At 71.7% G+C, this 19,789-nt stretch carries 16 protein-coding genes; 14 read left to right on the top strand and 2 right to left on the bottom strand.

What is annotated here, in order from left to right:
* Positions 1-91 precede the first annotated feature (91 nt).
* From ACZ7LS_RS35550 to ACZ7LS_RS35510, 9 genes are all read left to right on the top strand, one after another.
* Complete coding sequence (locus tag ACZ7LS_RS35550) at positions 92-2,227, top strand: putative bifunctional diguanylate cyclase/phosphodiesterase (protein WP_382517377.1); 2,136 nt, start codon at positions 92-94, stop codon at positions 2,225-2,227.
* Positions 2,228-2,454: 227 nt separating this feature from the next.
* Entirely contained in the window at positions 2,455-2,751 is a 297-nt protein-coding gene (gene gatC, locus ACZ7LS_RS35545; protein WP_010984178.1) for an Asp-tRNA(Asn)/Glu-tRNA(Gln) amidotransferase subunit GatC, read from the top strand.
* A gap of 5 nt (positions 2,752-2,756) precedes the next feature.
* Positions 2,757-4,268 (top strand): Asp-tRNA(Asn)/Glu-tRNA(Gln) amidotransferase subunit GatA, encoded by a 1,512-nt coding sequence (gatA, locus tag ACZ7LS_RS35540; protein ID WP_382517373.1) that lies wholly within the window; start codon positions 2,757-2,759, stop codon positions 4,266-4,268.
* Positions 4,265-4,507: a hypothetical protein gene (locus tag ACZ7LS_RS35535; RefSeq protein ID WP_129771543.1), complete on the top strand. Its 243-nt coding sequence runs from the start codon at positions 4,265-4,267 to the stop codon at positions 4,505-4,507. The genes gatA and ACZ7LS_RS35535 overlap by 4 nt, the downstream gene beginning before the upstream one ends.
* 95 nt (positions 4,508-4,602) lie before the next feature.
* The gene (locus ACZ7LS_RS35530; protein ID WP_385134739.1) at positions 4,603-5,883 is read left to right on the top strand and encodes an AAA family ATPase; all 1,281 of its coding nucleotides are present in this window, start codon (positions 4,603-4,605) and stop codon (positions 5,881-5,883) included.
* The gene (locus ACZ7LS_RS35525; protein WP_382517367.1) at positions 5,880-6,521 is read left to right on the top strand and encodes a hypothetical protein; all 642 of its coding nucleotides are present in this window, start codon (positions 5,880-5,882) and stop codon (positions 6,519-6,521) included. Before ACZ7LS_RS35530 ends, ACZ7LS_RS35525 begins: the two co-directional genes overlap by 4 nt.
* Positions 6,518-8,026 carry an Asp-tRNA(Asn)/Glu-tRNA(Gln) amidotransferase subunit GatB gene (gene gatB, locus ACZ7LS_RS35520; protein WP_382664733.1) on the top strand — a complete coding sequence of 503 codons (1,509 nt, stop codon included), beginning with the start codon at positions 6,518-6,520 and terminating at the stop codon, positions 8,024-8,026. Before ACZ7LS_RS35525 ends, gatB begins: the two co-directional genes overlap by 4 nt.
* A 284-nt stretch (positions 8,027-8,310) precedes the next feature.
* Positions 8,311-9,567, top strand: a complete 1,257-nt coding sequence (locus ACZ7LS_RS35515) for an SLC13 family permease (RefSeq protein WP_382872816.1) — start codon at positions 8,311-8,313, stop codon at positions 9,565-9,567.
* Between the two features lie 80 nt (positions 9,568-9,647).
* Complete coding sequence (locus ACZ7LS_RS35510) at positions 9,648-10,079, top strand: universal stress protein (RefSeq protein ID WP_382517927.1); 432 nt, start codon at positions 9,648-9,650, stop codon at positions 10,077-10,079.
* Between the two features lie 28 nt (positions 10,080-10,107).
* Here the strand turns inward: ACZ7LS_RS35510 and ACZ7LS_RS35505 are convergent, their stop codons facing one another.
* Together ACZ7LS_RS35505 and ACZ7LS_RS35500 are read right to left on the bottom strand one after the other, a co-directional pair.
* Positions 10,108-11,892 carry a serine/threonine protein kinase gene (locus ACZ7LS_RS35505; protein ID WP_385134737.1) on the bottom strand — a complete coding sequence of 595 codons (1,785 nt, stop codon included), beginning with the start codon at positions 11,890-11,892 and terminating at the stop codon, positions 10,108-10,110.
* A gap of 321 nt (positions 11,893-12,213) precedes the next feature.
* A complete protein-coding gene (locus ACZ7LS_RS35500; RefSeq protein WP_385134735.1) occupies positions 12,214-12,828 on the bottom strand; it encodes a TetR/AcrR family transcriptional regulator in 615 nt (204 codons plus the stop codon).
* Positions 12,829-12,946: 118 nt separating this feature from the next.
* Between ACZ7LS_RS35500 and ACZ7LS_RS35495 the strand changes: the two genes are divergently transcribed.
* From ACZ7LS_RS35495 to ACZ7LS_RS35475, 5 genes are all read left to right on the top strand, one after another.
* The gene (locus ACZ7LS_RS35495) at positions 12,947-13,858 is read left to right on the top strand and encodes an alpha/beta fold hydrolase (protein WP_385134765.1); all 912 of its coding nucleotides are present in this window, start codon (positions 12,947-12,949) and stop codon (positions 13,856-13,858) included.
* A 110-nt stretch (positions 13,859-13,968) separates the two neighbouring features.
* On the top strand, positions 13,969-16,158 hold the full coding sequence (locus ACZ7LS_RS35490) for a phosphocholine-specific phospholipase C (protein ID WP_385134733.1): 2,190 nt from the start codon (positions 13,969-13,971) through the stop codon (positions 16,156-16,158).
* 131 nt (positions 16,159-16,289) lie between these two features.
* Positions 16,290-18,533 (top strand): MMPL family transporter, encoded by a 2,244-nt coding sequence (locus ACZ7LS_RS35485; protein ID WP_382664723.1) that lies wholly within the window; start codon positions 16,290-16,292, stop codon positions 18,531-18,533.
* An 89-nt stretch (positions 18,534-18,622) separates the two neighbouring features.
* On the top strand, positions 18,623-19,270 hold the full coding sequence (locus tag ACZ7LS_RS35480) for a hypothetical protein (protein WP_385134730.1): 648 nt from the start codon (positions 18,623-18,625) through the stop codon (positions 19,268-19,270).
* A 210-nt stretch (positions 19,271-19,480) separates the two neighbouring features.
* Positions 19,481-19,654 carry a hypothetical protein gene (locus tag ACZ7LS_RS35475; protein ID WP_382517344.1) on the top strand — a complete coding sequence of 58 codons (174 nt, stop codon included), beginning with the start codon at positions 19,481-19,483 and terminating at the stop codon, positions 19,652-19,654.
* The last annotated feature ends 135 nt before the right edge of the window (positions 19,655-19,789 follow it).

Below are 19,789 nucleotides of genomic sequence, written 5' to 3'. Positions count from 1 at the left end.
GTGAACGGCTGAGTGGTGTGATTCCGGCCGTGTGTGCATGACAACGTGACATCGCGTGGCATCGGCTTCGCCGGCTGTGAGAGGGACGGGAATGAAACCGACCGAGAGCGCCGCCCCGGTCTCACCCCCGCGCGGATTCGCGCGCATTGCGGGCCTTGCGGCCAGGACGCCCGCTCTTGTGGTGGGACTCGCCGTCGTCGTCCTGGCGACCGGACTCTTCCATACGGTGCGCGACGGCCACGCGCTCTTCCCCGGTGGCACATCGGGATGGGCCCTGGCCGTGCTGACCGGCATCATCGTGGGCCATCTCGTCGCCCTCGGCCGGGACCGCTGGTGGGGCGGCACGGGCTCCGGCGCCGCCCTCACCCTGGCCGTCCTGCTGCTCTACGGCTGGGTGGCGGCCGGACTGGTCTCCGTGGCCGTCGTGGTGCTGGTCGGGGTGGCCCGCAGGCACCGCTGGCGGCTCGGCGTCCTGCACGGCGCGGCGGACATGCTGGGCATCGCCGCCGCCGCGCTCGTCCTCGCCGCCTTCGATGTGGTCCCCACCGTCGAGGAACCCTGGCAGCCGCTCGACTGGGGGTTCGCCAGTGTCGTCGAGATCGTGCTGGCCGCCTCCGCCCATCTCATGGTCACCCGGCTGCTGCTCTGGTACGCGCTCTCCCCGCAGGGCGGCGGACTGCCGACCGTCGCCCGAACGGCCCTGTACCGGCAAGGTCTGGTCGCGGTCGCCCTGCTCGGTATCGCGCCGCTGATCTGTGTGGTCGCGATGTCCCTGCCCGTCCTGCTGCCGCTCTTCGCGATCCCGCTGATCGCCCTCGACTCCACCCTGTGGATCGCCAGGGCACGGGCCGAGGAGCAGCTGCGCGACCCGCTGACCAAACTGCCCAACAGGCAGTGGCTGCTGGAGCGCACCTGGTCGGCGCTGGAGGAGGCGGAGGGACTGGGTGCCAGGGCCGGACTGGTCCTGATCGACCTCGACCGCTTCCGCTCGGTCAATGACACGCTCGGTCACCTCGCGGGAGACCGCCTGCTGTTGCAGATAGCCGACCGGCTCCGGCTGGCCCTGCCACGCGGCGCGGAGGCCGCGCGGCTCGGCGGTGACGAGTTCGCGGTGCTGCTGCCGACCTGCGACTCCACGACCAGCGCCCAGCGGGTCGCCCGCCATCTCGTGGCCGAGCTGTCCTCGCCGCTGGACCTCGACGGGCTGACGCTCGTCCTGGAGGCGAGCGCCGGAGTCGCCGTCTACCCCGACCACGCGGTGGACGCGGAAGGGCTGCTGCGGCGCGCGGATGTCGCGATGTACCAGGCGAAGCGGGACCGCACGGGCGTCGAGGTCTACGAGTCCAAGCGGGACTCCAACACCCCCGACCGGCTCGGCCTGCTGGGCGATCTGCGCCGCGCGCTGGACGCGGGCGAGGTGGAGCTGCACTACCAGCCCAAGGTCCGGTTCGACGGCCAGGTCGCCGGGCTGGAGGCGCTGGTGCGCTGGGTGCACCCGGAGCGCGGCCGGGTCCCTCCCGACGACTTCATCGCGATCGCCGAGTCCTCCGGTCTGATGCCCCATCTCACCGAGTACGTACTGGAGATGGCTCTCGCGCAGGTCGCCCGCTGGCGGTCCCAGGGCCTGATGGTGCCGGTGGCGGTCAATGTCTCCCCGCGGGACGTGCACACCCCCGGTTTCGCGGGCGCGGTGGCGGCGAGACTGGCCCGGCACGGCGTACCGGCCGGCTCCCTCCAGCTGGAGATAACGGAACACGTCCTGCTGGAGGACCCCCAGCGGGCGGCCGACACCCTCGCGGGCCTGACCGGGCACGGCGTGAAGATGTCCCTCGACGACTTCGGTACGGGGTACTCCTCGCTGGTGCATCTGCGGCGGCTGCCGGTCAGCGAGCTGAAGATCGACCGCTCGTTCGTGGCCAGGCTCGCCGTCGACACCGAGGACGGGGAGATCGTCCGCTGCACGGTGGATCTCGCGCACTCGCTGGGCCTGCTGGTCGTCGCGGAGGGCGTCGAGGACGACGAGACCTGGGAGCGGCTGCGGGACCTGGGCTGCGACGCGGTGCAGGGCTGGCTGGTGGCCGCCGCGATGCCGCCGCACGAGGCGACGGCCTGGCTGCTGGCCAGGGGCGAGCGTGGCTGGCAGCGCCCGGCGGAGCTGGAGGCGCAGCGGGCCCGCGAGCTGGCCGTCGAGCGCGCGCGTGAACAGTCGGGCCAGGTCGTCCAGTGACGGCCGCCGGGCCGGCCGGCCGCTGACGGAAACAGCCGTCGGAAACAGCCGTCGGAAACGCCGTCGGAAGCGGACCGAAGCGGTACGGGGGAGCGGTGGGCGGGGCCCTCGGGACGGGGTTCCCGGGGCCTCCGGGACAGGGTGAGGGCAAACCGTTTCGTGGCCAGGGGCCCCGGCCCCATAGGATTGGGCCACAACCCATCGCACTCACCCCTGAGGATCGCTGCATGCCTGGCATTACGCGCGAGGAGGTCGCCCACCTCGCCCGGCTGGCGCGTCTGGAGCTGAAGGCCGAAGAGCTCGATCACTTCGCCGGACAGCTCGACGACATCATCGGCGCGGTCGCCCGCGTATCCGAGGTAGCCGACCAAGACGTACCGCCGACCTCCCACCCGCTGCCGCTGACCAATGTCATGCGCGCGGACGAGGTCCGTCCTTCGCTCACCCCCGAGCAGGCGCTCTCCGGAGCCCCTGCCCAGGAGCAGCAGCGTTTCAAGGTGCCGCAGATCCTGGGGGAGGACTAACAGCCATGACGGTCAACAGCAAGATCGAGAACTGCGTCAAGCTCACCGCCGCCGAGATCGCCGGGAAGATCGCCTCAGGCGAACTCACGGCGGTCGAGGTCACCGAGGCCCATCTCGCCAGGATCGAGGCCGTCGACGAGAAGGTCCACGCCTTCCTCCATGTCGACCGCGAGGGCGCGCTGGCCCAGGCCCGCGCCGTGGACGCGAAGCGGGCGGCGGGCGAGAAGCTCGGACCGCTGGCCGGTGTCCCGCTCGCGCTCAAGGACATCTTCACCACCGAAGGCGTGCCGACCACCGTCGGTTCCAAGATCCTCGAAGGCTGGATCCCGCCCTACGACGCGACGCTCACGAAGCGGCTCAAGGCGGCCGACGTGATCATCCTGGGCAAGACCAACATGGACGAGTTCGCCATGGGGTCCTCCACGGAGAACAGCGCGTACGGCCCCACCGGCAACCCCTGGGACCTGACCCGGGTGCCGGGCGGCTCCGGCGGCGGCTCGTCCGCCTCGCTCGCCTCGTACCAGGCGCCGCTGGCCATCGGCACGGACACCGGCGGCTCGATCCGCCAGCCCGCCGCCCTGACCGGCACGGTCGGCGTCAAGCCGACGTACGGCGGGGTCTCCCGCTACGGCATGGTCGCCTTCTCGTCCTCCCTCGACCAGGGCGGCCCCTGCGCCCGTACGGTCCTGGACGCCGCCCTGCTGCACGAGGCGATCGCCGGGCACGACCCGCTCGACTCGACCTCCATCGACGCCCCGGTCCCGCCGGTCGTCGAGGCGGCGCGCAACGGCTCGGTCGCCGGGATGCGCGTCGGTGTCGTCAAGCAGTTCCGGGGCGAGGGCTACCAGGCCGGTGTCGTCCAGCGTTTCGACGAGTCCGTGGAGCTGCTCAAGGGGCTCGGCGCCGAGATCGTCGAGCTGGACTGCCCGTCCTTCGACCTCGGACTCGCCGCGTACTACCTGATCGCGCCGTCCGAGTGCTCCTCGAACCTCGCCCGCTTCGACGCCATGCGCTACGGCCTGCGGGTCGGCGACGACGGTACGAGGTCCGCCGAGGACGTCACGGCCCTGACCCGCGAGGCCGGCTTCGGCGACGAGGTCAAGCGCCGGATCATGCTCGGTACGTACGCGCTCAGCTCCGGCTACTACGACGCGTACTACGGCTCGGCACAGAAGGTCCGCACCCTCATCACCCGGGACTTCGAGAAGGCGTTCGAGCAGGTCGATGTGATCGTCTCGCCGACGACCCCGACCACCGCCTTCGCGATCGGCGAGCGCGCCGACGACCCGATGGCGATGTACCTCGCGGACCTGTGCACCATCCCGACCAACCTGGCCGGCAACGCGGCCATGTCGCTGCCCTGCGGCCTGGCGCCGGAGGACGGCCTCCCGGTCGGACTGCAGATCATCGCCCCCGCCATGAAGGACGACCGGCTCTACAAGGTCGGTGCCGCCGTCGAGGCCGCCTTCGTGGAAAAGTGGGGCCACCCGCTGCTTGAGGAGGCTCCGTCACTATGACCAGTGCAATGAGCAAGGCCAAGGGCTTCAAGAAGTCCAAAGCCGGCACGTATCTGTCGATCGGGTCCAGCGCGTTCGGCGCGATCAGCGTCGTCAAACAGGCCAGGACGGCCCGCAAGGACAACGACACCCTCCGGCTGGTCGACGCGGTCGTCTCCGCCGCCGCCCTCGTCACGGGCGTCGCGCTGCTCCTGCGGGAGCTGAAGCGCCTGGGCGACGACGACGTCCTGCTGGGCTGACCGGTTGCCGGGGACCCGCTCAGGGCGGGCTCCCCGGCACCCCACCGCGGCGTACCGCCACTGCTGTCACCGTTGCCACGGAAGGAGGTGACCCGGTGATCACCCGCATCGAGATCGACGGCTTCAAGTCGTTCGTCGGCTTCGCCCTGGACGTACGGCCCTGCACCGTGCTGATGGGCGTCAACGGCGCGGGCAAGTCGAACCTGCTGGACGCCCTGGACTTTGTCCGGCGCACGGTCACCATGGGTCTCCCGAGGGTCTTCGACGGCGACAACCCCCGGCTCGCGGCGCGGGATCTCTTCCATCACACCGACGGGCCCGGCGGCGCTTACACGGCATCCGAACTGACGATCAAGATCGGCATGATCGTGCCCAGCCGGTACGGACCGCTCCCGCTGGTCGTACGGCTGGCAATCGAACGGCAGGGCACACCACCCGGGCCGGTGAAGGCCACGTGGCGCGGTGGGCGGGTATGGGTGAGCAGCCTCACCGATACGGAGTGGATGGACCGAGTGGCGATTCCGGGGCCGCTGCGTGTGGCCCTCGCTGCGGCGAGGACATCGTTCCTGGAGCGCAACGGGGCGGACTGGGCTCCGCTTCGCGGCAGCGATCCCGGCTCGGGCGGACCTGGGCCCGAGGGGGCGCAGGAACTTCTCGGTCACCTCGCGAGCGAAACCGTGACCTGGGAGCGGATCGCGCTCGACCCGGCCGCCATGCGTCGGCCGTTCGGCGGCAGCGACGAGCTGACGCTCCTCGCGAACGGGAGCAATCTGGCGGCCGTGCTGGGGCGCCTCGGTCCCGGAGAACTCCGCGACATGGAGGCCGACCTGGCGGCGCTGATCCCGGAGGCGTCCGGGATCAGGCCACTGTTCGACGACCGGCGCGGCGAGTACGACTTCGACGTACGGTTCCGGCACACCGGCTGGACGTCCCCGCCGATGCTGTCCGACGGCACGATGCGCGTCCTCGCACTCCTGGCGGCCTGGTACGACGACCGGCGGGCCGGGCTGCTGGCCGTCGAGGAGATCGAGAACGGCCTGCATCCGACCCGGATCGCCGAGCTGGTGAGGCGGCTGCGCAGAGACGTGAACGACTTCCCCGGCCTCGCCGGCCGGGCCACCCGGACGTACGGGTTCCGCCAGCTGATCGCGACCACGCACTCTCCCGTGCTGCTCTCCGCCCTGCGCGACGACGTCTCGGGAAGCCTGGTCTTCCTGGAGCAGGCGTCGCACATCGACCCGGCACGCACGGGCGTCTCGACCGTGACCCGAGCCCGTCCCGTCCGTACGCCCGTGGCGGACGAGGAGCCGGGCGACACGGTCACGGCCGAGCAGGTGAAACGTCTGCTGGAGTCCATGGGACAGGTGGTCGCGTGAGCCGCGTACGCCTGCTCAGGTTCGGGCTGCTCGTCGAGGGCCCGAGCGATCTGCCGTTCCTCGAACGGCTGGTCATCCGGCAACTGGAGGAGACGCTGCACGCCAGGGCGCTCAAGGCCACCGAGGTACTCACTCCCTGCGAGAAGAGTGAGGTCCGCAGCACAGCCGAGCCGAAGGTCCTCCTCGGAGCGGCCACGGAACTGGCCGGCCGGTGCGACGTACTCTTCGTGCACCGGGACCACAAGGAGATTCCGGATGCCCACGGGCTGCTGGAGGCGCTCTCCGCGCTGCCGGAGCAGTCGGCGGCGCCCGTGCTGCTCGGTCCCCGGGTGATGACCGAATCGTGGGTGCTGGCGGACCGGGCCGCGCTGACCCGGGTGCAGCCGGCCGCCGACCTGTCGGCGCATCCGTATCCGCACCCCGCCGATGTGGAACAGGGAAACCCGGCGCCCGGCCATCCCGCTCACCCGAAGCGCGTGCTGGCGAACGTACTGAAGAAGGCACGGCGGTCCGACCCCAGCGATTACTTCGCCCGCCTCGCCGACGAAGTGGATCTCTCCGTACTCGGAAAGCTGTCCTCCTACCAGCGCTGGCTGGCCGACACCGATGAAGCATTGATGAGGAAGAAGTACCTGTGACCGTCACTGAACTCGTGCCGTACGAGGACGCCCTCGCGACGTACGACCCCGTCATGGGCCTGGAGGTCCATGTCGAGCTCGGCACCAGGACCAAGATGTTCTGCGGCTGCTCGACCGAGCTGGGCGCCGAGCCCAACTCGCAGACCTGCCCGACCTGCCTGGGCATGCCGGGCTCGCTCCCGGTCGTCAACGCGATCGGCGTCGAGTCGGCCGTCAAGATCGGCCTCGCGCTCAACTGCGAGATCGCCGAATGGTGCCGCTTCGCCCGGAAGAACTACTTCTATCCGGACATGCCGAAGAACTTCCAGACCTCCCAGTACGACGAGCCGATCGCCTTCAACGGCTATCTGGACGTCCAGCTGGAGGACGGCGAGATCTTCCGCGTCGAGATCGAGCGCGCCCACATGGAGGAGGACACCGGCAAGTCGCTGCACGTCGGCGGCGCCACCGGCCGGATCCACGGCGCGTCCCACTCCCTGCTCGACTACAACCGCGCGGGCATCCCGCTCATCGAGATCGTCACCAAGCCCATCGAGGGCGCGGGCGAGCGCGCCCCCGAGGTCGCCAAGGCGTACGTCGCCGAGCTGCGCGAGCTGATCAAGGCGCTCGACGTCTCCGAGGCCCGCATGGAGATGGGCCAGATGCGGTGCGATGTGAACCTCTCGCTGCGCCCGCACGGGCGGGAGAAGTTCGGTACGCGCTCCGAGACGAAGAACGTCAACTCGCTGCGCAGTGTGGAGCGCGCGGCGCGCTACGAGATCCAGCGCCACGCCGCGGTGCTGAACTCCGGCGGCACGATCATCCAGGAGACCCGCCACTTCCACGAGGAGGACGGCTCCACCACCTCGGGACGGGTGAAGGAGGAGGCCGAGGACTACCGGTACTTCCCGGAGCCCGACCTCGTGCCCATCGCCCCGCCCCGTGACTGGGTGGAACAGCTCAGGCAGGCTCTGCCCGAGCTGCCGCGGGCGCGGCGCAACCGCCTCCGCGAGGAGTGGGGCGTCTCCGAGCACGACATGCAGTCGATCCTGAACGCGGGCGCGCTCGCGCCGATCGTCGCCACGATCGACGCGGGCGCCCCGGCCGACCAGGCCCGCAAGTGGTGGATGGGCGAACTGGCCCGGCACGCCAACGAGTCGGGCCGCGCCCTGGACGAGCTGCCCATCACCCCGCGGCAGGTGGCCCGGGTCGCGGAACTCGTCGCGGCCGGGGACCTCAACGACAAGCTGGCCCGTCAGGTGCTGGAGGGCGTGCTCGCCGGCGAGGGCGACCCGGACACCGTCGTGGAGAAGCGCGGCCTCAAGGTCGTCTCCGACGAGGGCGCGCTCGGCGCGGCCGTGGACGAGGCCATCGCGGGCAACGCGGCCATCGCCGACAAGATCCGCGCGGGCAAGGTGGCCGCGGCGGGCGCGCTGGTCGGCGCGGTCATGAAGGCCACGCGCGGCCAGGCGGACGCGGCGCGCGTGCGTGAGCTGATCCTTGAGCGGCTCGCTCCGGCGGAATGACCGGGCGCGGCGCGGGGCAGCCGGGTGCCGGGGGCTGACGCCGGTTCGTACGGACGCCCGTCGCCGTCGTCGGACACCATGGGACGCCAGTGAGGGCGGCGCATCCGTCGGGTGCGCCGCCCCCGCTTGTTCGTCGCGGGACGGTCCACGCAGCACTCCGCAGCTCTCCGAAGCACTGAGAAGCATTCCGACGTACCCGAAGCAGAGGCCGGCTCTTTCCCTGTGGACGCCTGTGGACGCCTGTGACCGCCCGTGAACACGCGAACGTGCGAACGTGACCGCCCGTGAACTCCGTCGTCGCTGAGATCGTCTCCGTCGCGCTGCTGCTCGCCGTGCTGGCGTTCGCCGTCGTACGGCCGCGCGGACTGCCCGAGGCGGTCGCGGCCGTGCCCGCGGCGCTGCTGGTCATCGCTCTCGGCGCGGTCTCGCCCGAGGACGCCCGCGCGCAGACGGACACGCTGCTGCCCGTCGTCGTCTTCCTCGCGGCGGTACTGGTGCTGGCGCAGCTCTGCGACGAGGAGGGGCTGTTCACGGCGGCGGGCGATCTGGTGGCGCGGTTCTGCGGCGGCAGGCCGCGGCGGCTGCTCGGCGGGGTGTTCGCCGTCGCCGCCGTCATCACCGCCGTACTGAGCCTGGACGCCACGGTGGTGCTGCTGACCCCGGTCGTCTTCGCGACCGCCGCCCGGGTGGGCGCCCGGCCCCGGCCGCATGTCTACGCCTGCACGCATCTCGCGAACTCCGCGTCCCTGCTGCTGCCGGTCTCCAACCTCACCAATCTGCTGGCGTTCACGGCGAGCGGGCTGTCCTTCACCCGGTTCGCCGCGCTGATGGCGCTGCCGTGGCTGGCCGCGATCGCCGTCGAGTACGCCGTCTTCCGCCGCTTCTTCGCCGCCGATCTGGCCGCGGGGGCGCACCCCCCGAGCACGGACGAGCGGCGCGAGGTACCGGTGTTCACGCTGGTGGTGCTGGGGCTGACCCTGGCCGGGTTCGTGGTCACCTCGTTCGCCGGGATCGAACCGCTGTGGGCGGCCGTCGCCGGTGCGGCCGTACTGGCGGCCCGCGCCCTGCGGCAGAGGCGGACGACCGTCACGGGGCTGGTCCGTGCCGCCAACCCGCTGTTCTGCCTCTTCGTCCTCGCGCTCGGCGTGGTCGTCAAGGCGGTCGTCGACAACGGCCTGGACACCGGGATCAGCCGGCTGCTGCCGGACGGCTCGTCCCTCTCCTCCCTGCTGGCGATCGCGGCGATCGCCGCCGTACTGGCCAATCTGATCAACAACCTGCCGGCGATCCTGGCGCTGCTGCCGGTCGTCGCGCCCGCGGGGCCCGGACCGGTGCTCGCCGCGCTGATCGGTGTCAACCTCGGGCCGAATCTCACCTATGTCGGTTCGCTCGCGACGCTGCTGTGGCGGCGCATCCTGCACGAGCACGACACGGCACCCGCGCTGGGCCACTTCACCCGGCTCGGTCTGCTGACCGTACCCGCCACGCTCGTGGTCTCGACCGTGGCTCTGTGGGGGACGCTGCTACTCATCGGAGGCTGACCGCTGTGACCGTACCGCCGCCCGGTCCACCGACGACCGGCCCCGCGGGGACCGTACCCGCGCGGACCGTTGTCGTCTGGATCACCGAATCCACCTGGCCCGCCTGTGTCGACGCGGCGCGCGAGCGCGCTCCGCACGACGACGTGACGCTCCTCCATGTCGGCGACGACGAGATCGCGGCCGCCGCGCACCAGGCGTACACGGGGCTGCTCGGCCGCGGCCACCGGACCGACCGTGACCCCGGCGCCCGGCTCGAAGCGCTCTCGGGTACGGCCGCGGCCGACCTGCTGGAGGCCGCGGCCCACCGGCTTGGCAGGCCCTGCCAACTGCTCGACCACCACGGGCGCGTGGAGCACGAGGTGGTACGGGCGGCGGCCGGCGCGGCGCTGCTGATCTGCGCGCGCGACGGGGAGCGGGACCGCCCGGGGCCACACAGCCTGGGCCGGGCGACCCGGTTCGTGGTCGACCACGCGGAGTGCCCGGTGCTGCTGGTGTGGCCGTACGGGGAGTAGGACGGGGCCCGGGGTGGGGCGGGCCCGGTCACTTCCGCAGGGTGGGGGTGCCCAGCGCGACCGTGCCCGCGTCGCAGGTCTCCGTGTCCGTGGCGCTGAACGAGACGACCAGCCGTAGCCCGTTCTTGACGGTGAGGGACGGCTTGTGCGGCTTGCCCAGCTCGATCTTCTCGTCGAACAGAGGTGTTCCGTCGAGCGTGATACGGAGCCGGGCGGTGTACTCGACGCTGTTGTCCTCGATGCCCGCGACCAGATCGAGGGTCGACCAGGCGCGGCCGATATTGAACTCCATGTACCCACCGCAGTCGGCGTCCGAGACGAAGGCGTCGCTGTGGGTCGCGCTGTTGATCACCGCCTCCTTGACCGAGAACGCGTCGTCTCCGTCGACCTGTCCGAGACCGGTGAGCGAGACGGCGTCGGCGCCGGGCACGCTCCCGGGATCGCCGGACTCGCCGGGGCTGCCGCTCGCGGACGGATCCGGGGGCGCCGGGGCGGCCGTCTCCGTCTCCGTCGCCGTGACGGTCTCGGTGACCGAAGGCGACGCGTCGTTCCCGTCGTCGCTCCCCGCCGACATCCACTGAGCGGCGATCACGGTCAGCGCGCCCGCCAGCGCCACCGCGAGCACGGCGGCGGCCGGGCGGCGCTTACGGGCCGGGGCGGGGGTGATGACCAGCGGCCCCGGCCGGAGCCCGGGGGCGTCCCGGCGGGGCGGTACGGCGTCCCGCACGGAGTGGACCCGGGGAGGCGAGGGCGACGGGCCGGGCGCGGGGTCCGGTACGGCTCCGCCCGGCGGAGCCATGGCGGGCGGCGGGGGCGGCGGCACCGGTGGGGGCGGGACCGGGGGACGAGCGGAGGTCACGGTCGGAGCGGCGGGCGTGGGGGTGCCCGGGGCGCCGGGAGCGGCGGAGGCCGGGGCGGAGGACGTGGACACCACCGCGTCCCGTACGTCCTTCAGCCACCCCGCGAGGCTCTCCGGCCGCTCCCGCGGAGCCGTCGCGCACACGGCGAGCACCCGCTCCTTGCGCTCCGGGGGGAGCGACGAGAGCTGCGGCAGCGCCCGTATCGCGTGGCGCAGCTGCTCCGGGGTGTTCGGCGGCGCCTGGCCGCTCAGCAGGAAGTACGCGATCGCCCCGAACGCGTACCGGTCCGTCGCGGGGGTGCGCCTGCCGTCGAAGACCTCGGGGGCGGCGTACCCGGGTGTGAACCAGACCTCGGCCGTCTCGTGGTCCGCGGTCAGCTTGCTCAGGCCGAAGTCGACGAGGGTGGCCTGACCGTGGGCGTCCACCATGACATTGCCGGGAGACAGATCGCCGTGGACGACCACGCGCCCCGAGGTCGTGGCCCGGCCGGAGTGCAGCCAGTCCAGTACGTCGGCGAGCTGGGCGAGCGTGCCCATCACCTCGCGCCGCTCGGCGGGCGTCGTGAGGGTCCGTTCGAACCGCCAGTCGCGCAGATCGACGCCCTCGACATGGTTCATCACCAGCGCGAGCGCCCGGCCCGACACGGTGGAGGCGCCGCCCGGCGCATGGATCGGCGCCCCCTCGAAGTGCTCGCGCACCCCGACGACGCCGGGCCGGTTCGCGAAGCGCAGCAGCTCCGCCTGCTCGTTCCACTTCGTGCTCAGCCGGGCGAACTGCCCGGGACCGAGGGCCGACGTGGAGTCGAGCACCTTGACGACCACCGTCTCCGGCGCCCCGTCCAGCTCGATCTCCGCCCGGTAGAGCACGGCTTCGCCGCCGCGCCCGATGGAGCTGAGGAGCCGGTAGCGGTCCGGCGCCGTGTCAGGTCCGATGTGGTGTGCCGCACTGTTCACCTGTCCCCCCGTCAGAGCGAGTTGCCCGGTAACCGGACGTATCCGCGTCAGGGCGTGTTCCGGAAGTCCCGCCTGGCCCGCGACGCCCGGCACGCACGCTCGCCGCGTTGTCGGAGTCGCCCGAGTACGTCCAGGCCGAGCGCCAGTCTGTGCGGCCCCGGACAACCCGGTCAACGAAGAGCCCGCGCCCGCTCGGCTTCCGCCCGGCAATCGCCCAGATCCCGCCCTGGCGGGGCATTCCGCCCACCCGTCAGGGCGACCGCGCGTCGCTGGACCGCTGGACCGCTGGCGGGCCCGCTCGGCGTTCTCGTGCGCCGTACGTCAGGCGGACTCACCATCCTTGAAGACGCCGTCCAAGTGGTGTTCCAGGACGGCGGCCGCCGATTCGGGGTCGCGCTGGCCGACGAGGATGCCCGTGCCGAGTCCCGCGGACATGGCGAGCAGACCGGCCGCCTCCCGCCGCGGATCCACGCCGGGCCGGAGCAGACCGTCCTCCCGCGCCTGCCGGAGGAGGCCGGCCACGGTGTCCTCGGCGGCGTCGGGGTCCTTGATGAAGGGCTGGGCGGCGAGCGCCGTGTCCTTGACGGCCAGCAGGGCGTACGAGGTCAGCACGTAGTGGAACGTGCGGCTCTCCTCGTCCGTCGGGAGGGCCACCATCAGCAGCGCCTCGATCGTGGCGCGCGGTCCCGGGCGGCCCCCGGCGGCCGTGAGCCGGGTGGTGACCCGCTCCCCGAACCTGCCCGTCAGGTGCTGGAGTCCGAAGAGCAGGAGCTTCTCCTTGGTCTCGAAGTAGTACTGCACCAGCCGCAGGGACACGCCCGCCTCGGCCGCCACATCGCGCATCCCCACGGCGTGCAGCCCCTGCCTCCCGGCGACCCGGACGAGCGCCTCGGCGATCTCCGTACGGCGCTCCGCATGATCCACACGCTTGGGCATCGGCCTGTTCTCCGCTCGTCGTTCCGCTGGTGCGTCCCTGCCGGGATCCGTTGATGGTACAGCGGTACCATCATGGTGATACGCTCGTACCGTAAAGGATCCGGACCCGGAGGTGCCTGTGCACGAAACCGCTGCCCGTCCTCGGCCCGATGTTGGCCGCTATGTGAGCGAAGCCCGGCGTGACCGCCACTTCGCGGCCTGCGACGCCGTCTACGCCCTGGGGGCGCCGGCGCTCGCGGAATACGACGTGGAGACTTCCTTCGGCACCACACACGTCTACCGCTACGGCCCCGCGGACCCCGCCGCCCGGTCCCGCACCCCCGTCGTCCTGGTGCACGGGGCGAGCTCCTGCTCCGCCATGTGGTACCCGAACACCCCCGCGCTCAGCGCCGACCGCCCCGTGTACGCCATCGACACCCCGGGCGACCCCGGACGCAGCGTGCAGCGCGAACCCATCCACCAGCCCGAACGGGCCGCCCAGTGGCTGGACGAGACGCTCGCCGGGCTCGGTCTCGACCGCGTCCATCTCGTCGGCTCCTCGTACGGAGGCTGGCTCGCCGTGAACCAGGCGCACCGCGCACCCGGCCGCCTCGCCTCCGCCGTACTGCTCGACCCCGGCGGTCTGGAGAAGGTGGGCCTGCGCTTCTTCGTCTGGATCTTCGTCAGCCTGTTCGCGACCTCAGCCCCCAAAGCCCTCCGTCCCCGACTGGCGGCCTGGCTGGACCAGCCGGTCCTCGTCGTGCCGGAGCTGCGCGCCATGATCAGAACAGCCGTCCGCGCCTACCGCGTACGCCGCCCGGCCCCCCTCCCCCTGACCGACGGCGAACTGTCCACCATCCGCACCCCGCTCTACCTCGTGCTCGGCAAGCGCAGTCTGCTCGTGCACCCGCGACGGCAGGTGGAGCGCGTGCCCCGCCTGATACCGGGAACGCGGGCGGAGATCGTCTCCGGCACGGGCCACGGACCACAGATCGACCACGCCGACGAGGTGAACCGCCGGATGCTGGAGTTCATGGACTCGGCCGACTGACCGACGCCGCGGGCCTCGCCCCCGGCGCGGGCCTCGCCCCCTTCGACGTTCACTCCTCGGCCGTTGCGGGGTCTTCTCTCGGACACCGGGCTTCATTACCGTCCCCAAGCATGTCTCCGGAGATATCGCGCAGAAGAATGCTCGCCCTCGGCACCGGCGCCCTGGGCGCGGCCGCGGTGGGGTCGGTGCTGCCGCCGTCCCTTCAGGCCGCACTGGCCGCCGAGCCGGCCGCCGACGGTATGCGGGCGATCAAGCATGTGGTGATCCTGATGCAGGAGAACCGCTCCTTCGACCACTACTTCGGCACGCTGCGCGGCGTGCGGGGCTTCGGGGACCGCAACGCCGTCGAACTGCCGTCGGGGAAGCCCGTCTTCGAGCAGCCGGGCCCGCTGGAGACCGTCCTGCCCTTCCCCATCCGGGACGCGGCCGAGGCGCAGAAGAAGGATCTCCAGTACATCGGGGACCTGGACCACTCCTGGAACGGCGGGGCCGCGGCCTGGAACAACGGGTGGATGGACGGCTGGGTCTCCGCCAAGACCGCGGCCACCATGGCGTACTACGACCGCCACGACCTGCCGCTGCACTACGAGCTGGCGGACACGTTCACCATCTGCGACGCGTACCACTCCTCCGTCCATACGTCGACGAGCCCCAACCGCAACCATCTGTGGAGCGGCTGGACCGGGTACGAGGCCGACGGACGGCGGGCCGTGGGGAACGACGCGTACGACGAGGCCAACCACCCCGGCTACTCGTGGCCGACCTATGCCGAGCGGCTGGAGAAGGCCGGGCGGAGCTGGCAGACGTACACGGAGTGGGAGAACTTCACCGACAACAACATCGAGTTCTTCACCACCTTCAAGGACATCGCGCGCAAGGCGCTCACCGTGGCGCGCGCGCTGCCCGGCCGGCCCGGGGCGGCCGGCTTCACCTACATGGAGGCCTTCTACGCCGCCGTGCGCGACACCGAGGACGCCGCGGAGCGCGAGCGGCTGCTCGCCGCGCTGGACGCGGGCGTCGCCGCGCTGAAACCGCGCGAGCGCTCCCTCTTCGAGCGCGGGCTGCGGCGGGTCGAGAGCGGCACCCTGGCCGAGCGGTTCCGGGCCGACGTGGCCGCCGGGACGCTGCCCGAGGTGTCCTATCTGGTGCCGTCGGCCATCGACTCCGAGCACCCCGGTTCGTCGTCGCCGATCGCCAGCGCCACGCTCGTCTACAAGGTGCTCGACGCGCTGGGCGCGCACCCCGATGTCTGGCGGCACACCGTCGTACTGATCAACTACGACGAGAACGACGGCTTCTTCGACCACGTACCGCCGCCCGTCCCGCCCGCCGAGGGCCCCTCCGGCTCCGCCGAACGCTGGCAGGGACGGCCGACCGGGCTCGGCGTGCGCGTCCCGCTGCTCGTCGTCTCGCCCTGGACCGTCGGCGGTTACGTCTGCTCGCAGGTCTTCGACCACACCTCCGTGGTCCGCTTCCTGGAGAAGTGGACCGGTGTGGACGAGCCCAACATCACCGCGTGGCGGCGCAATGTCACCGGCGATCTGACCTCCGCCTTCGACTTCCAGCGCGGCCGCAGGCTGCCCGAGGTCGAACAGCCGGGGGAGATCCCGCCGTTCACCGGCCGCTGGCGGCCCGTACCCCCCGACGAGCAGCGGATGCCCGTACAGGAGAAGGGCGTACGCCCGGCCAGGCCGCTGCCGTACCAGACCGACGCGTACGGCAGGGTCGAGGGGAAGGGCGAGGGGCGGGTGTTCACGGTCGCGCTCAGCAACACCGGGCGCGCGAGCGCGCACTTCGCGCTCTATCCGTACGCCGGCGAGTTCGCGATCCCCCAGCACCGCGATGTAAGGGGCACGGCGCAATGGACGGTGCCCCTTACCGGGCTCACCGGTGACGCGTACCGCTTCACGATCACCGGGCCCAACGGCTTCCGCCGCGAGTTCGCGGGACCGGTGGCAGGACACGGCGCGGAGGTCTCCTCGACCGTCGACCACCACGACCGCGATCTCCATCTCGACCTGCGCAACAGCGGCGACCGGCCGATCACGTTCACGCTGCGGCCCCTGGGATACGTCGACGAGGCCGACCTCGACGGCTGGACCCGGCAGATCACGGTGAAGCCCGGCCGCAGCCGGACCGTCGTGCACTCCGCGGCGGACGCGCACGGCTGGTACGACATCGAGATCACCACCGACAGCGACAGCGACAGCGACACCGGCAGTGGCGGCGACACCGGGACGGGATTCCGCCGCCGGCTGATGGGCCACATCGAGAACGGGCGGGTGAGCGTCTCCGGCTGAGACGCCGGAGCCGCGCCGGGTTCCCGCGCGCCGCACACTGTGAGTAAACCCACCAAACGGACAATCGATCACTATTCGCTGCGACAGTGAATCTCCCATGAGTGACCCGGAGTGACCCAGGGAGCGATCCGTTGGCAGCCATCGCACGGTGGTGCATCAGGCACCGTCTCCTCGCCGTCCTCCTCTGGCTGCTCGCCCTCGGCGGTGTCTCGACCGCCGCGGGCGTGCTGGGATCCTCGTACACCAACGACTACGAGGCCCCGGGGACCGAGTCGGGCCGTGCCGCCCAGCTCCTCGACGACGGCTTCCGCGGGCTCGGCGGCGACGACAACACCATCGTCTGGCACGCGGACCGCGCCTCCGGCACCGGTCCCGGCTTCGGCTCCGTCCGCACGCCCGAGGTCCGGCAGCGCATGGGGGAGATGCTCGACAAGGTCGGGAAGCTGCCCGGCGTCTCCTCCGTCGCGGGCCCCTACGCCCCCGACGGCGCCGCGCAGATCAGCGCGGACGGACGGACCGCCTACGCGCGCGTCACCTTCGAGCGGCCCACCGACGAGATACCCGTGTCGCAGGCGGCAGCGGTGGTCGACACCGCGAAGGCCGCCGCCGACGACGGGCTGGACGTCCAGCTCGGCGGCAGCGCCGTCGCGCTCACCGAGTCCACCACGGTGCACACCGCCGAGATCGTGGGCGTGGCGGTCGCCGCAGTCGTCCTCTTCCTCGCCTTCGGCTCGCTCGCCGCGAGCCTGCTGCCCCTGGCCACCGCGCTCGTCTCGGTCGGCACGGCGTACGCGGGCATCGCGCTGCTCGGCCATGTGATGACGGTCGCCGACTTCGCCCCGATGCTCGGTCTGCTGATCGGCCTCGGAGTCGGCATCGACTACGCGCTGTTCATCGTGACCCGGCACCGTACGGGCCTCAAACGCGGCCTGAGCGTCCACGAGGCGGCGGTCGACGCGGTCGCGACCACCGGCAGAGCCGTCGTCTTCGCCGGGGCCACCGTCTGTATCGCCCTGCTGGGCATGCTGATCCTCGGGCTGAGCTTCCTCAACGGTGTCGCGATCGCCGCCTCGCTCACGGTCGTCCTGACCGTCGCCGCGTCCGTGACCCTGCTGCCCGCCCTGCTCTCGTACATCGATACGCGGGCGCTGAGCCGGCGCGAACGCGCGCGGCTCGCCGCACACGGCCCCGAGCCCGAACGGCCCACGACCTTCGCCGCCCGCTGGTCCCTCTTCGTCGAACGCCACCCCAAGCTGCTCGGCGCCGTGGCCGCCGCGGTCATGCTGGTCCTCGCCCTGCCCACCTTCTCGCTCCATCTGGGCACCTCCGACCAGGGCAACAACCCCGCCTCCAGCACCACCCGGCAGGCGTACGACCGGCTCGCCGAAGGGTTCGGCCCCGGCGTCAACGGTCCATTGACGCTGGTCGCGCACCTTGAGGGCGCGGACGACCGGCTCGCCATGGACCAGCTGCCCAGCACGCTGCGCACGACGGAGGGCGTCGCGTCCGTCGGCCCGATCACCTTCAACGGCAGCGGCGACACGGCGGCGCTCACCGTCGTACCGGACTCCTCGCCCCAGTCGAAGGACACCAGCGACCTGGTCGACCGGCTGCGTACGGACGTCCTGCCCGAGGCCGAGGCCGACACCTCCCTGGACGTGCACGTCGGCGGGCTCACCGCGAGCTACGACGACTTCGCGGAGATCATCATCGGCAAACTGCCGCTCTTCATCGGGGTCGTCATCACCCTCGGCTGTCTGCTTCTGCTGCTCGCCTTCCGGTCCGTGGGCATCCCGGTCAAGGCCGCGCTGATGAATGTGGCCGCCGTCGCCTCGTCGTTCGGGGTCGTCGTCGCGATCTTCCAGTGGGGGTGGGGGAGCGAGCTGCTGGGGCTCGGCAGCGCGGGCCCGATCGAGCCCTTCCTGCCCGTGATCATGGTCTCGGTGCTCTTCGGGCTCTCCATGGACTACCAGGTCTTCCTGGTCAGCCGGATGTACGAGGAGTGGCTGGAGACGGGGGACAACCGCCGGGCGGTACGCGTCGGCCTCGCCGAGACCGGGCGGGTGATCAACTCCGCGGCGGTCATCATGATCTCGGTCTTCCTCGCGTTCGTCCTGAGCGGTGAGCGGGTCATCGCCATGTTCGGCATCGCGCTGGCGACGGCGGTCGCGCTGGACGCCTTCGTCCTCCGTACCCTGCTGGTCCCGGCCCTGATGCATATGCTCGGCGGCGCCAACTGGTGGCTGCCACGCCGGCTCGACCGCTGGCTGCCGCGGATCAGTATCGAGGCACCCGGAGAGCGCGGGGACGCGAAGCTCCCCGAGCCGCGCGAGACGGCGGACAGCGCGACCGAGGACAGCGTGCTCGTGCGGTGAACGGTCCGCCGTCGTCGGGAAACGCTCTTTCGACGGCGGGTTTCGGCGTTCTCAGGAAGTTCTCAGACAGGGCCCCTAGCGTGCGCCGTATGAATCCGACCCCCGAGACCGAGACCGCCGACCAGACCACCGGCCCGAAGACGGCCGCGAGCGCCGCCTCCGGCGCCGAGGCGACGGCGGAGACCACGACCGGCCCCAAGGCCGACCTCACGAAGGGGTCCGTCACCGAGAGCGCCGACAAGGACGCCACCACGGCCGAAGCCCGGGACGAAGACGCCGCCGACGCGGAGGACACGGAGGACGACGACCTGGACGGTGACGACGCCGTCGCGGCGAGCCGCCCGTCCGGTCTCGGCTCCGCGGCCGCCTCCATCGTCGCCGTCTGCCTCGGGATCGTCGCCCTCACCGGCACCTGGACGAGCCGCGTCCTCGCCGAGCGCCAGGGCCTGGTGGGACAGCTCAAGACCGGCCAGTCCAGCACCGCCGAGCAGCAGATCTCCGCGATCTACGCCGACGGCTGGCACGTCACCGCCGCGATCAACGGCGCCGTGGCCCTGGTGGCGCTGCTCGTCGGAGTGATCGTGCTGACCCTGCCGCAGCGCACCGGCTGGGTGCGCCCCTTCGCGCTGGCCGGGGCGATCCTGGGCTTCCTGGGGCTGCTGGTCTCCCTCGGTATGTACTTCGACCTCTTCGCGGCCCTGCCCACGCCCCCGGCCGCCCCCACCCCCACCCCCTGAGCCCGCTCCCTCCCCGCGTTCCGTCCCCCTCCAGGTCTAAGGCCCGCACGGTGTCACAGCCGGGGCCTTAGGCCGTTCGTCCGTCCGGGCCCCTGTTTCTAAGGCACCGGGGCCCGTCAGGATGCGGCACTCTCCCGATGCGGTCACACCCCCTGGGAGACGAAGGTAGAGGCATCACCAGACGCCAGACATCTTCATCAGGGGGACCCGATGTTCGAGTACGAACTCCAGAAGATCAACGAGGCCGAGCTGATCCGCAGGGCTGAGCGGCAGCGGCTCGTACGCGAGGTCCGCACCGCCCGCCGGCAGGCCAGGCGAGCGGCCAAGGACGCACGGGAGGGGCGGGTGAACACCTCGCACGACCGGTTCACGCGCGCGGCGTGACCCGGCGCGTGACGTGACGCGATGGCACCCCACCCGATCACCGGCGCGGTGACAACCGGTGTCACGGCAACCGCTGCCGCGACAGCCGGCGCGACAGCCGGCGCCGCGATAACCAGTGCCGCGCTGTCAGACCCC

It is taken from the genome of Streptomyces sp. NPDC039430, from assembly GCF_055639435.1.
This window is presented reverse-complemented; position numbering and strand designations above follow the sequence as displayed.

Excerpts from the sequence above, each read along its gene's own strand:
- ACZ7LS_RS35550 (WP_382517377.1), top strand. The coding sequence starts at position 92 with ATGAAACCGACCGAGAGCGCCGCCCCGGTCTCACCCCCGCGCGGATTC.
- gatC (WP_010984178.1), top strand. The coding sequence starts at position 2,455 with ATGCCTGGCATTACGCGCGAGGAGGTCGCCCACCTCGCCCGGCTGGCG.
- gatA (WP_382517373.1), top strand. The coding sequence starts at position 2,757 with ATGACGGTCAACAGCAAGATCGAGAACTGCGTCAAGCTCACCGCCGCC.
- ACZ7LS_RS35535 (WP_129771543.1), top strand. The coding sequence starts at position 4,265 with ATGACCAGTGCAATGAGCAAGGCCAAGGGCTTCAAGAAGTCCAAAGCC.
- ACZ7LS_RS35500 (WP_385134735.1), bottom strand. The coding sequence starts at position 12,828 with ATGCCCAAGCGTGTGGATCATGCGGAGCGCCGTACGGAGATCGCCGAG.
- ACZ7LS_RS35490 (WP_385134733.1), top strand. The coding sequence starts at position 13,969 with ATGTCTCCGGAGATATCGCGCAGAAGAATGCTCGCCCTCGGCACCGGC.
- ACZ7LS_RS35480 (WP_385134730.1), top strand. The coding sequence starts at position 18,623 with ATGAATCCGACCCCCGAGACCGAGACCGCCGACCAGACCACCGGCCCG.
- ACZ7LS_RS35475 (WP_382517344.1), top strand. The coding sequence starts at position 19,481 with ATGTTCGAGTACGAACTCCAGAAGATCAACGAGGCCGAGCTGATCCGC.